The sequence below is a fragment of the Pseudomonas mosselii genome, from assembly GCF_005796105.1.
GTDB lineage: Bacteria > Pseudomonadota > Gammaproteobacteria > Pseudomonadales > Pseudomonadaceae > Aquipseudomonas > Aquipseudomonas mosselii_C.
This window is the reverse complement of the sequence record NZ_VAUO01000027.1, coordinates 1-14,068: the sequence shown is the minus strand read 5'-3', so window position 1 is coordinate 14,068 and position 14,068 is coordinate 1. Positions and strand designations below refer to the sequence as shown.

Below are 14,068 nucleotides of genomic sequence, written 5' to 3'. Positions count from 1 at the left end.
CTATCAGGTGAAGATTCGCGGCCTGCGCATCGAACTGGGAGAGATCGAGGCGCGGCTGATGGAGCAGCCCGAGGTGCGTGAGGCTGTGGTGCTGGCGGTGGAATTGGCCGGTAGCCAGCAGTTGGTGGGCTACGTGGTGGCAAGCGATGGCAGCTCTGACGAGGGCAGCTTGCGCGAAACGCTTAAGGACCGTCTGAAAGCCGGCTTGCCGGAGTACATGATCCCAGTGCAGTGGATGTTCCTCGACGCATTGCCGCTGAGCCCGAACGGCAAGCTCGAACGCCGCGCGCTGCCACGCCCGGAGGTCGGCCAGCAGGCAGAATACGTGGCGCCGCGCAGTGAGCTGGAAGCGCGAATCGCTGGGATCTGGCAGGAGGTGCTCAAGGTCGAGCGTGTTGGCATGCAGGACAACTTCTTCGAGCTGGGCGGTCATTCGCTGCTGGCGACCCAGGTGATTTCTCGCATCCGCCAGACAGTGGGGCTTGACGCTGCGCTCAAGCAATTGTTCGAACACGCCCTGCTTGATGACTTCGTGCGCTCACTGAAACCCGCGCAAGGCGCGCAACGCCCAGCGTTGGTGCCGGTTAAGCGTGAGGGCGGGATACCGCTTTCTTATGCCCAGGAACGTCAATGGTTCCTCTGGCAGATGGAGCCTGGCAGCGACGCTTACCATATTCCCCTGGCCTTGCGTCTGAACGCCGAACTGCGCCAGGACGTGCTCGAAAACTGCCTGCAAACCCTGGTACAGCGCCACGAAACCTTGCGCACCTGTTTTGCCGTGCAGGGCGAGCAGGTCATGCAGGTGATCGCGGCTCAGGCGCATGTGCCCTTGACCTGCGTCGAAGTTGCCAACCAAAACGAGCTGGCCATTGCCTTGCAGGAGGCGGTGCAGCAACCGTTCGACCTGATGGCAGGTCCGCTGCTCAGGGCATGGCTGGTATCGGTGCGGGGCCAAGAGCAGGTGTTGCTGCTCAACCTGCATCATATCGTGACCGATGCGTGGTCGATGCGAGTGCTGGCCAGCGAGCTGCTCGAACTGTACGCCGCTGCCTGTGAAGGACGCGCGGCGCGTCTGGCTGTGCTACCTGTGCAATACGCCGATTATGCCCAGTGGCAGCGTCAGTGGCTGGAGGGCGGTGAGCGTGCGCGCCAGCTTGCGTACTGGACCGAGCGGATGGCCGGGGGCAGCACGGTGTTGCAGTTGCCCACCGACCGGGCGCGGCCAGCGGTGCAAAGTCATCGGGGGGCGCGGCACATGTTCGAGATTCCTCAGCCGCTGGCCAGTCAGTTGTTCAAGCTCGCCCACGCCGCTCGGGCCACGCCGTTCATGCTGCTGCTGGCCAGTTTCCAGGTGCTGCTGCACCGCTACAGCGGGCAGACGCAGATCCGCGTGGGGGTGCCGATTGCCAACCGCAACGTGCTGGAAACCGAAGGCTTGATCGGCTTTTTCGTCAATACCCAGGTCCATCAGGCCGAGTGCGCCGCGCATCTATCCTTCCGTGAATTGCTCAGCCAGGTGCGCATGCACGCCCTGCAGGGGCAGGACTATCAGGACCTGCCGTTCGAACAACTGGTCGATGCACTGCAACCTGAGCGTAGCCTCAGCCATACGCCCTTGTTCCAGGTCATGTACAACCACCGCGAGCGTGGCGCACGCGAGTTGGCCGGCCAACCGCTGGCCGGACTGCATATCGAAGAACTGTCATGGGACACCGGCACCGCGCAGTTCGACCTGACCCTGGACACCTATGAGTGCCAGGATGGACTGCGCGCCGCGCTGACCTATGCGACCGACTTGTTCGATGCGCAGACCATCACGCGCATGGCCGGCCACTGGTTGAACCTGTTGCAAGCGCTGTCCAGCGACATGGACCAGGCGCTGGGTGACCTGGTCATGCTGGAGGTTGCCGAGCAGCAGGCCTTGTTGCCGGACTGGCAGCAGCAAGCCGATACCTGGCAGGGTGAGCTTGCGGTACACCAGCGTATCGCTCAATGGGCGCGCCAGACGCCGGATGCTCCGGCGGTGCAATGTGCTGGGCGGCAACTGAGCTATGCGCAACTCGATGCCCAGGCCAATGCGCTGGCCACTGTGCTGATCGAGCGCGGTGTGCGGCCCGAGACCCTGGTGGGTATCGCGCTGGCGCGCTCACTGGAGCTGATCGTCGGCTTGCTGGCGATCCACAAGGCTGGCGCCGCGTACGTGCCGCTGGACCCACAGTACCCCGCCGAGCGGCTTGCCTATTTGATCGAAGACTCCGGCATGGCCTTGCTACTGACCACTGAGGCGCTTGAGCCACAGTTACCGTTGCCAGCGCAGTTGCCGGTGTTGCTGCTCGAAGCCTGCGACCTGCAGCGCGTCGCCGCCGATCCTGGGGTCGCCGTTGCCCCAGGCAACCTCGCCTATGTGATCTACACCTCCGGCTCTACCGGCCAACCCAAGGGTGTGTGCGTTGAGCATGGACCGTTGGCCATGCATTGCCGGGCCATTGGTGAGCGTTACGAAATGAGCACCGCGGATTGCGAACTGCACTTCATGTCGTTCGCCTTCGACGGTGCGCATGAACGTTGGCTCACCAGCCTGACCCATGGTGCCCGCCTGCTGCTGCGCGATGAGCAGTTGTGGAGCCCTGAACAGACCTACCAGCAGATGCACGTGGCAGGAGTCAGCGTGGCGGCTTTCCCGCCCGCCTACCTGCAACAGTTGGCCGAACATGCCGAGCGCGACGGCAATCCGCCACCGGTTCGGGTCTACTGCTTCGGGGGCGATGCGGTGCCGCAGGCGAGCTATGCGTTGGCGCGTCGTGCATTGCGTCCGACCTGGATCATCAACGGCTACGGGCCAACCGAAACGGTGGTGACGCCGCTGATCTGGAAGGCTGGCGTCGAGGATCACTGCCAGGCGGCTTATGCGCCTATCGGTAGCCGTATCGGCGAGCGCAGCACACTGGTGCTCGACGCTGGCCTGGCGTTGCTGCCTAGCCGTCTGCCCGGCGAACTCTATCTCGGTGGTAGCGGCGTCGCACGCGGCTATCTGCGTCGGCCGGCGTTGACCGCCGAACGTTTCGTGCCTGACCCGTACGGCCCGCCTGGTGCCCGCCTGTATCGCACCGGCGACTTGGTAAGCCGCCGCGAGGAGGGCGTGTTCGATTACCTCGGGCGGGTCGACAACCAGGTCAAGGTGCGTGGCTTTCGCATCGAGCTGGGCGAGATCGAGGCGATCCTGCAACGCCAGGCGCAGGTGCGCGAAGCGGTGGTGGTGGCGCGTGACCTGGGCCAGGGCGCACAGCTGGTGGCGTACCTGTTGGCAGATGCGTCGAGTCGCGACAGCGCCTGGCAGGCAGAGGCGCGGCTGACGATTCGCGCCGCCCTCAAGCAGACGTTACCGGGGTATATGGTGCCCAGCTTCCTGCTGTTCGTCGAACAGTGGCCGCTCACGCCCAACGGCAAGCTGGATCGCAATGCCCTGCCCAACCCGGACCTCGATGGGTTGCAGCAGGCCTACCGTGCCCCGCAGAGCGCGCTGGAGCAGCAGGTGGCGCAGGCCTGGCAGCAGGTGCTGGGCGTGGCGCGCATCGGCCTGGATGACAACTTCTTCGAACTCGGTGGGCATTCCCTGCTTGCCACCCAGGTCACCTCGCAATTGCAGCAGCAACTGAGTGCGAACCTGGCCCTCGACCTGCTCTTCAAGGCCGAAACCCTGGCCGACTACAGCCAGGCCGTCGCGGCCTGTGTGAACGGCAAGCTGGATGAAGATATGAGCGATATGCACGCATTTCTCGCTGAACTGGAGGCGAACTGATGGCTGGGTTGGACAATGTTGCGCTGGTACAGCGTTTTCTCAAGCTGCCGCTGGAGCAACGCAAGGCGTTTCTCGACAAGCTTGCCAGCAAAGGCATGAGCCTGGGGCAACTGCCGATCCCCGCCAACTGCGCCTGCGTGGAGCGTCCTGAGGCATCGTATGCCCAGCAGCGTCAGTGGTTCCTCTGGCACCTTGAGCCAGACAGTGCGGCCTACCACATGCCCGTGGCGTTGCGCTTGCGCGGGCCCCTCGATCTGCCGGCACTGGAGCGCAGTTTCAGCGCCTTGCTGGAGCGCCACCCAACCCTGCGCAGTCGTTTCGAGCAACACGACGAGCAGTTGTTGCAAGTGGTCATGCCGGCGACGGCATTGACCATTGGCCAGGCACACATTGCCCGAGCAGAGGACGCTGCGCCGGTCGAGGCGCAGATCGAGCGCTTCATCGAAGAGCACTGCGCCGAGCCCTTCGATCTGGCCACCGGACCGCTGCTGCGGGTGAGGCTGCTGCACCTCGGTGAGCAGGAAGAACTCTTGTTGATCGTCATGCATCACATCGTATCGGACGGCTGGTCCATGGCGCTGATGGTCGACGAGTTGATGGCCTTGTATGCCGGTTTTGCGAGTCAGACCCCGGTGAGCCTGCCAGCGTTGGCGATCCAGTACGGTGATTACGCCCTGTGGCAACGTCGCTGGATGGAGGCCGGCGAGCGTGATCGGCAGCTTGATTACTGGCTGCATCAGCTCGGCCGCGAGCAGGTGTTGCTGGAGTTGCCGACCGACTACCCGCGTCCGGCTCAACAGAGCCTGCGCGGCGCGCGCGTCGACCTGCAACTGCCGTTAGCGCAGGCCCAGGCGGTCCGCAAGCTGGCCCAGGCACACAATGGCACGCCGTTCATGGTGCTGCTGGCCGCCTTCCAGGCGCTGCTGCACCGTTACACCGGCCAAGGCGATATCCGTGTGGGCGTTCCCATCGCCAATCGACAGCGAAGCGAGACTGCCGGGCTGATCGGGTTTTTCGTCAACACCCAGGTGATGCGCGCGCAACTGGATGGCCGGATGAGCTTCGATGACCTGCTACGTCAGGTGCGCGAGACCAGCGCGGGTGCCCAGGCGCACCAGGATCTACCGTTCGAGCATCTGGTCGAGGCCCTGCAACCTGAGCGAAACCTTAGCCATGGCGCGCTTTTCCAGGTCTTGCACAGTCACCGTCAGCAGACGCCGCGTGCGGCTACCCAGGCGCTTGGCCTGAGCGTCGAGCCGCACGTGCTGCAAACACGTACGAGCAAGTTCGACCTGACCCTAGAAACGCTCGAGCACGCCGACGGCATCAGCGCTTCGTTGATCTATGCCTGCGACCTGTTCAGTGCGTCCACTGCCCAGCGTATGGCCGGGCATTGGTCTGAACTGTTGCAGAGCATGCTCGACAACCCAGCCGGGCGGATTTCCGAGGTCTGCCTGGGGGACCTGGCTGAGCGCCAGACCCAGCAGGCCTTGTGCCAGGGCCAACCCTTGATGCCCCGGCAGCCGTCGGTACTGGGGTTGTTTCGTGAGCAGGTGGCGCGCTATCCGCAGCGGCTGGCACTGGTGGCCGGTGACGCGCAACTGAGTTTTGCCGAACTTGACCGACTTAGCGATGTACAGGCCCAGCACCTGCTGGCGGCAGGTGTGGTGCCCGAGCAGGTGGTGGCGATTGCCGCGCCGCGCTCGGCGGGCTGGTTGGTGGCGCTGCTGGCCGTGCTCAAGTCAGGCGGCACTTACGTGTCACTGGACTTGGATACCCCTATCGAGCGCCAGCGTCAGTTGCTCGAAGACAGTCGTGCGCGGCTTTTGCTCGACCAGGGTAGTGCGCTGGCGAGCTTGGACCACGGGCTGACAGTGCTGGCTATGGGCGCGGCGGCTCACGATCCGTTGCATGCCAAGCCCTTGCCGCAAGGGCAGGGCGATGCGGCGGCTTACGTGGTGTTCACGTCCGGGTCCAGTGGTCGGCCCAAGGGCGTGGTGGTGAGTCATGGTGCGTTGCTCAACTATGTCGAAGGGATGCTTGCGCGCATCGACCTGGAGGGGGTTGAGCGTATGGCGATGGTTTCCACCGTCGCCGCCGACCTGGGCTACACCCTGTTGTTCGGGGCATTGTGCAGCGGCCGCACCTTGCATCTGCTGGATCGCGAGCGGGTGACCGATGCGCAGGCGTTTGCCCGCTACATGGATGAACAGCGCATCGATGCCCTGAAGATCGTGCCTTCGCACCTGGAGGCCCTGCTCAAGGTTGAGGATCCGGTGCGTTGCCTGCCGCAGCGCTGTCTGGTACTCGGCGGAGAGGCGTGCTCGGATGGGCTGATGACGGAGTTGGCGCGCCTGGCACCTGCTTTGCAGGTGTACAACCACTACGGCCCGACCGAAACCACCGTGGGCGTGCTTGCCGGCAGGCTGCAACTGGGCGGACGCGGGACTGCCGTGCTGGGCCAGGCGCTGGCCAACAGCCAACTGTACGTGCTCGATGCCGGGCTCACTGCGCAGCCCTTTGGCGTAATCGGGGAGCTGTACATCGCCGGCGCTGGATTGGCGCGTGGTTATCTGGGGCAAGCGGGCCTGACGGCCGAGCGTTTCGTGCCAGACCCGTTTGCCGCCGATGGGCGGCGTATGTACCGCAGCGGTGATCAGGTGCGGCTCGGCGACGCGGGGCTGGAGTACCGCGGCCGGGTGGATGATCAGGTCAAGATCAGGGGCTATCGGGTCGAGCCCGGCGAGATCGCGATTGCCTTGCGTCAACTGCCGGGAGTGGCCGAAGCCCTGGTGCTCGCCCGACAGGTGCGCAGTACCCGGCAGTTGGTCGCCTACGTCGTGCCTGAACAGGCGGGGGCGACGTCGGAACAGCAGTTGAAGTCCGACCTTCACAAGCGCCTGCCGGACTACATGGTGCCCGCGCATCTGGTGCTGCTCGATGCCCTGCCGCTCAACGCCAATGGCAAGGTTGACCGCGCAAGCTTGCCAGAACCTACCCTCGCCACGCGCCAGGCCGATTGGCAAGCGCCGCTAGGGGCCATGGAGCAGGGTATCGCGCAACTGTGGGCAAGCCTGCTGAAAGTCGAACGCGTCGGGCGCCAGGACAACTTTTTCGAACTCGGCGGCGACTCGATCGTGTCGATCCAGTTGGTCAGTCGGGCCCGTCAGGCAGGCATGCGCTTTACCGCCAAGCAACTGTTCCAGCATCAGACCGTTCAGGGGCTGGCCTCGGTGGCGCTGTGGGACGCGCCAGGCAGCGTAGGCGAGCAGGGGGCTGTGACAGGCAGCGCACCGCTGCTGCCGATCCAGCAGGCGTTCTTCGACGCTGAGCACTGTGAACCGCACCACTGGAACCAGTCGGTGCTGTTGCAGCCGCTGCAACGGCTCGACGCAACCGTCCTGGGCCAGGCGCTGGAGGCGCTGATCGCGCAGCATGATGCCCTGCGCCTGCGCTTCAGTTCGACGCACGAGGGTTGGCAGGCCAGCTTTTCGCAAGCAGCACCCAGCGCGGTGCTGTGGCAAGCCGAGGTGGCCGATGCCACGGCACTCGAAGCCTTGGCCCAACAAGCCCAGCGCAGTCTCGACACCGCTCAGGGGCCGCTCTTGCGCGCGGTACTGGCGAGCTTGGCGGACGGCCAGCAACGCCTGTTGCTGGTGATTCATCATCTGGTGGTCGATGGGGTTTCCTGGCGCATTTTGTTCGAGGACCTGCAACAGGCTTACCAGCAGCTAGCGCGCGGAGCTGAGGTGCGTCTGCCATCGAAGACCAGCTCGGTGCGCCAGTGGGGCGAACGTCTGCTCGTCGAGGCCGGTAACCCGGCCCGGGTCAGCGAATTGGCCTTCTGGCAGGCACAGCTTGCCGGTGCACACGATCAATTGCCGTGCCGTAACCCGGCAGGCAGTCGACAGAACCGTGTGCTTCGGCACGTTGGCTCGCAGTTGGAGCAGGCGGCGACACGTCAGTTGCTGCAACAGGCCCCGGCGGCCTACCGCACGCAGGTCAACGACTTGTTGCTCACGGCGCTGGCGCGCGCGCTCCAAGCCTGGAGCGGGCATCCGGGGGCCTTGGTGCAACTTGAGGGGCACGGGCGCGAGGCGTTGTTCGACGATATCGACCTGACGCGTACCGTGGGCTGGTTCACCTGCAAGTACCCTGTGCACCTGCGAGCGCACGGTGGCCTTGGCGACTGTATCAAGGCGATCAAGGAGCAACTTCGTGCGATCCCCGACAAGGGCGTAGGGTTTGGCATCCTGCGTTACCTGGGCGAGCGTTCGGTACGCGAGGCCCTGGCGGCGCTGCCCGCGCCGCGCATCACCTTCAACTACCTGGGCCAGTTCGACAGCAGCTTCGATGCTCAGGATACGCAAGCACTGCTTCGTCCGGCGCCGGAGTCAGCCGGCGACGAACAGAGCCCGCTGGCAGTGATGGGCAACTGGCTGACGCTGACTGGGCAGGTGTACGACGGTTGCCTGAGCCTGGCCTGGAGTTACAGTGGCGAGGTCTTCGAGGATGCGGCCGTGCAGCAACTGGCCGACATCTACCTGGCCGAGCTGCAAGGGGTGATCGACCACTGCCTGAGCGCAGGTGCTGGCGGGCCGACACCGTCGGACTTCCCGCTGGCGCGCCTTGCGCAGGCGCAGCTCGATAAGTTGCCGGTGGACGTGCGAGCCATCGACGACCTCTATCCGCTGGCACCGATGCAACAGGGCATGCTGTTCCATACCTTGTACGCCCGTGATGGCGGTGACTACATCAACCAGTTGCGGGTCGATGTCGAGGGGTTGGTGCCCGAGCGCTTCCGTGCAGCCTGGCAGCGCTGCATGGACGAGCACGAGATTCTGCGCACCGGGTTCATCTGGGAGGGCGAACTGGATGCACCGCTGCAGGTGGTGATGCGCGGGGTCCAGGTACCGTTCGAGGTGCGTGACCTGCGCGGGCAGGCCGACCTGCCGAGGCAGCTGGAGGCGATCGCCGCCGAGCAGCTCGCGCTTGGTTTCGAATTGGGCCAGGCCCCACTGTTGCGCCTTCTGCTGGTGCGCACCGAGGATGAGCGCTATCACCTGGTCTATACCCATCACCATATCCTCATGGATGGCTGGAGCAGTTCGCAGTTGCTGGGCGAGGTGCTCCAGCACTACCGTGGCCAGGCGCCGGCAAGCCGTGTCGGGCGCTACCGGGATTACATCCGCTGGCTGCAGAGCCAGGACCAGGCTGCCGACCAGGCCTTCTGGACTGACCAGTTGCAACGCTTGGACGAGCCGACTCGTCTGGCCGATGCGGTCATTCGTCCGACCGCCCCAGGCCAGGGTCAAGGGGCCTGGCATCTGGCGATCGATAGCCACATCACCCGCCAGTTGGGTGAGTTCGCCCGACAGCAGAAAGTCACCCTCAACACCCTGGTGCAAGCCGCGTGGTTGCTGCTGCTGCAACGCTACACCGGCAAGCGCAGTGTCTGCTTCGGTGCCACGGTGGCTGGGCGGCCTGCGCATCTGGCCGGTATCGAACGCCAGGTGGGGTTGTTCATCAATACCCTGCCGGTGGTCGCAGAGCCCTGCTCGGAACAGCCGGTCGGGGAATGGCTACAGCAGGTGCAAAACCTCAACCTGGCCGTGCGCGAGCACGAGCACACCCCGTTGTTCGAGATCCAGCGCTGGGCCGGGCAGGGCGGTGCTGGGTTGTTCGACACCTTGCTGATCTTCGAGAACTACCCGGTGTCCGAGGCCCTGGCTGACGCGGAGCAGAACGACCTGCGCTTCGGTGCGGTTCGCAGCCACGAGCAGACCAACTACCCGCTGGCATTGCTGGTAGGCCTGGGGGATAGCCTTTCGCTTGAATTCAGCTTCGCACGTACGCATTTCGCCGACGCCACCATCAAGCAGATGGCGACGCACCTGCGGGCACTGCTCTGCGGCATGTTGGCAGGCGCCCAGCGGCCGTTGGCCGAACTTGAGCTGCTTGAGCGCGATGAGCGCCAGGCACTGTTGCAGCGCTACAACGCCACCGCCTGCGAGCATGACCTGGAACTGGACATCGCGCGGCGCTTCGAGGCGCAGGTGCAGGTCCGCGGCGATGCCCTGGCGGTGGTGTTCGCTGACCAGCACCTCAGTTATGCCGAACTCGACCGGCGTGCCAACCAGTTGGCGCATGCCCTGGTTGGCAGAGGAGTGGGGCCTGATGTCGCGGTGGGTATCGCGGTGGAGCGGAGCCTGGACATGATCATCGGCCTGTTGGCCGTGCTCAAGGCGGGCGGCGCTTATATCCCGCTGGACCCGGCCTATCCCCAAGACCGCCTGGCGCACATGATCGAGGACAGCGGCATGCACCTGTTGCTGACCCAGCGCCACCTGCACGAGCGTCTGCCGATGCCGAGCGGTATGCAGGTAATGCTGCTCGATGACGCCGAACAACGCTATGCCGGGCAGCCGTGCAGCCGTCCGGCAGTGAAGGTCGCCCCGCAGCACCTGGCCTATGTCATTTACACCTCAGGGTCCACCGGCAAGCCCAAAGGCGTCATGGTGCCGCACGGGGCGCTGGTGAACTTCGCCCTCAGCATGGCGGCTCGTCCGGGGCTGGTGGAGGGCGAACGGATGCTGTCGTTGACCACCTTCTCGTTCGACATCTTTGGGCTGGAGCTGTATGTGCCATTGCTGGTCGGTGCCTGCGTGGTGATGGCAGAGAAGGCGACTACCCAGGACCCGCAGGCGGCCCTGGCACTCATCGAACACGCCAATATCGATGTGTTGCAGGCTACGCCTTCGACGTGGCGCATGCTGGTCGATGATGTGCGTGCCGATGTGCTGCGCGGGCGCCGTCTGCTGTGCGGGGGCGAGGCACTGGCTGAGGAACTGGCGCAGCGCATGCTGGCCCTGGATACCCAAGTCTGGAACCTCTACGGTCCGACTGAAACCACCATCTGGTCTGCGCTCCAGCAGCTCACGACAGACGCTCCCAAGCCTTGGCTGGGCGGGCCGATCGATAACACCCGGCTGTTTCTGCTCGATGGCCAGTTGCAGGCCAATCCGTGCGGCGTGGCCGGCGAACTGCTGATTGGTGGTCACGGCCTGGCGCGTGGCTACCTCAACCGGCCTTCACTGACGGCTGAACGCTTCGTGCCGGACCCTTTCGGCAACGGTGGGGAGCGTCTGTACCGTACGGGCGATCTGGCGCGGCATCGCCCCGATGGCGTGATCGAATACCTTGGTCGGATCGACCATCAGGTGAAGATCCGCGGTCATCGCATCGAACTGGGCGAAATCGAGGCGCGCCTGCTGGAACATGCCGAGGTGCGTGAGGCCGCGGTACTCGCTCAGGACGGGCCAGGCGGGGCGCAGTTGGTGGCCTACATGGTACCGGCGAATTCGGCGTGGCTGGGCGAGCCGGCGGCACGCCAGCTTGAGCGACGCGACCTGTTGCGCGCCTGGCTGCGTGAAGCACTGCCCGAGTTCATGGTGCCTGCGCACTTGCTGATGCTCGAGCGTTTCCCCAGAACGCCCAACGGCAAGCTTGACCGAAAGGCGCTGCCGTCGGTGGAGCAGGGCCAGTTACGCAAGGCTTATCGCGCGCCGCAGGAGCCCGTTGGCCAGGACCTTGCGCGGATCTGGTCAGCGGTACTGCAGGTGCGCCAGGTGGGGCTGGATGACAACTTCTTCGACCTGGGCGGGCATTCGTTGCTGGCGACACAGGTGGTGGTCAGAGTGCGCAACGAGTTGCGTGTCGACGTACCGCTGCGGGTGTTGTTCGAGTCTGCCGACTTGGCGGCGTTCGCCGAGCAGGTGCAGGCGCTGCGCCAGGGAGCGGCTTCGGTCGATGAAGAACTGGCTAAATCTTTGGAGGCCCTCAAACGTTTATCAAGCGTTGAATTGGAGAAGCTAATTTCCGAGTGAGGGTTTTGCGGTGCAAGCGTTGATCGATTCGGTAGGTAGGTTGTCGCAGAACGAGCGCAAGGCGCTGGCGGTTCTGCTCAAGCAAAAAGGTATCAACCTGTTTGCCGTGGTCCCCGTCTTCAAGCGCCAGCCAGACGAGCCGCTGCTGTTGTCCTACGCACAAGAGCGGCAATGGTTCCTCTGGCAGTTGGAGCCTTTGAGTACGGCGTACCATATTCCTGCCGCGTTGCGCTTGCGCGGCGCCCTGGATGCAGACGCGCTGGAGCGTAGCCTGCAAGCGTTGCTGGAGCGTCACGAAAGCCTGCGCACGGTGTTTGTCGAAGACGCGCAGGGCACCCGCCAGCAGGTGCTGGATCAGGCCGGTCTGGTACTGGGGCGGCATGCCTTGCCGGCGAACGTTGCCGCGCAAGCGCGTGAGGCCTGGGTGCTGGACTTCGTGGCGAGCAACAGTGCGCAACTGTTCGACCTTGGGAAAGGGCCGCTGTTGCGCGCTGACCTGTTGCGCCTGGGCGATGACGAGCATGTGCTGCTGCTGACCTTGCACCACATCATTACCGACGGCACCTCGATGCAGGTCATGATCGAGGAGCTGGTGACGTTGTATGCCGCGTTCAGCCAGGGGCAGGTCGCCGATCTGCCGGCTCTGCCCGTGCAGTATGCCGACTATGCCCTGTGGCAGCGTCAGTGGATGGAGGCTGGGGAGCGCGAGCGGCAGTTGGATTACTGGCGCGAGCAACTGGCTGGCGAGCAGTCGGTGTTGGCCTTGCCCACCGACCGTGCGCGGCCTGCGGAGCAGTCGTTGCGTGGTGGGCGGCATACCGTTGTGCTGCCGGCAGCGCTGGAGCAGGGGCTCAAGGTGCTGGCCCAGCAGGAGAACGTCACACTGTTCCAGTTGTTGCTGGCGTCGTACCAAACCTTGCTGCATCGCTACAGTGGCCAGGCTGACATTCGTGTCGGCGTGCCCACGGCAAACCGCAATCGCGGCGAGATCGAGCGGCTGATCGGTTTCTTTGCCAATACCCAGGTACTCAAGGCTGACTTCAGCCAGCGGTCTAGCGTGCGCGAGCTGTTGCAGCAAGTCCGCGGCACGGCTTTGCAGGCCCAGGCTCACCAGGACTTGCCGTTCGAGCAACTGGTCGAGGCGCTACAGCCGGAGCGTAGCCTTAGTCATACCCCGCTGTTCCAAGTCATGTTCAATCACCAGCGTGACGCCCGGGTGGTGATGCCTGCGACCAGTGTGGCGTTGCAGGTGCAAGCCTTGCAGTGGGACCGGTGCACTGCACAGTTCGACCTGACGCTCGATACATTTGAAGGGGACAATGGGCTGTCGGCCAGCTTCACTTATGCCACCGACCTGTTCGATGCCAGCCGCATCGAGCGCATGGCGGGTCACTGGTTGAACCTGTTGCAGGCCATGGTCGCCAACCCCGAGGCCCGCGTGGCGGAACTGCCGATGTTGGCCAGTGGCGAGCGTGAGCAATTGCTGCACGGCTTCAATGCCACCGCCACTGAGTACCCGCTGGATACCTCGGTGCAACGCCTGATCGAGGCGCAGGTCGCGCGTACCCCGGACGCCGAGGCACTGGTGTTTGGCGATGTGCGCCTGAGCTACCGCGAGCTTGATGCCCGCGCCAACCAGTTGGCCAATCGCCTGATCGCTACGGGCGTCGGCCCGGATGTGCTGGTCGGCATTGCTGTCGAGCGCAGTGTGGAGATGGTGGTCGGCCTGCTGGCGATTTTGAAAGCCGGTGGTGCCTATGTACCGATGGACCCGGAGCTGCCGAGCGAGCGCCTGGCCTACCTGTTCGAGGACAGCGGCATCGAACTGCTGCTGACCCAGAGCCACTTGAGCCTGCCGATGCCCTCAGGTTTGACGGTTCTGGCTTTGGACGAACTGGACCTGAGCGCCTATTCGAGCGACAACCCAAACATCACCGTGGCCCCGGAAAACCTGGCCTACGTGATTTACACCTCCGGTTCCACCGGCAAGCCGAAGGGCGCGGGCAACCGCCACAGCGCGCTGACCAACCGGCTGTGCTGGATGCAGCAGGCCTATCAGTTGGATGCCAGCGACACGGTGCTGCAAAAGACCCCGTTCAGCTTCGACGTGTCGGTGTGGGNTGCACTTCGTACCGTCGATGTTGCAGGCGTTCCTGACGGATGCCCAGGTGAGCAGTTGCACCGGCCTCAAGCGCATCGTCTGTAGCGGTGAAGCGTTGCCGGTGGATGCGCAGCAGCAGGTCTTCGCCAAGCTGCCGCAGGCCGGTTTGTACAACCTGTATGGCCCGACCGAAGCGGCCATCGACGTGACCCACTGGACTTGCCGCGAGGAGGGCACCGACACGGTGCCTATTGGCCAGCCGATCGCCAACCTGAGCACTTA

At 64.4% G+C, this 14,068-nt stretch carries 2 protein-coding genes and 1 pseudogene; all 3 read left to right on the top strand.

The features are described 5' to 3' along the window. Nucleotides 1–3,799, top strand: a 3,799-nt coding sequence (locus tag FEM01_RS23745; RefSeq protein ID WP_138221856.1) for a non-ribosomal peptide synthetase, incomplete at its 5' end; no start/stop codon positions are given. Beyond that, entirely contained in the window at nucleotides 3,799–11,685 is a 7,887-nt protein-coding gene (locus tag FEM01_RS23740; protein ID WP_138221855.1) for a non-ribosomal peptide synthetase, read from the top strand. The genes FEM01_RS23745 and FEM01_RS23740, both read left to right, overlap by 1 nt. Nucleotides 11,686–11,695: 10 nt before the next feature. After that, a pseudogene (locus FEM01_RS23735) lies at nucleotides 11,696–14,068 on the top strand (condensation domain-containing protein); the annotation flags it as partial.

Coding starts and splice junctions, on each gene's coding strand:
- FEM01_RS23740 (WP_138221855.1), top strand. CDS start 3,799: ATGGCTGGGTTGGACAATGTTGCGCTGGTACAGCGTTTTCTCAAGCTG.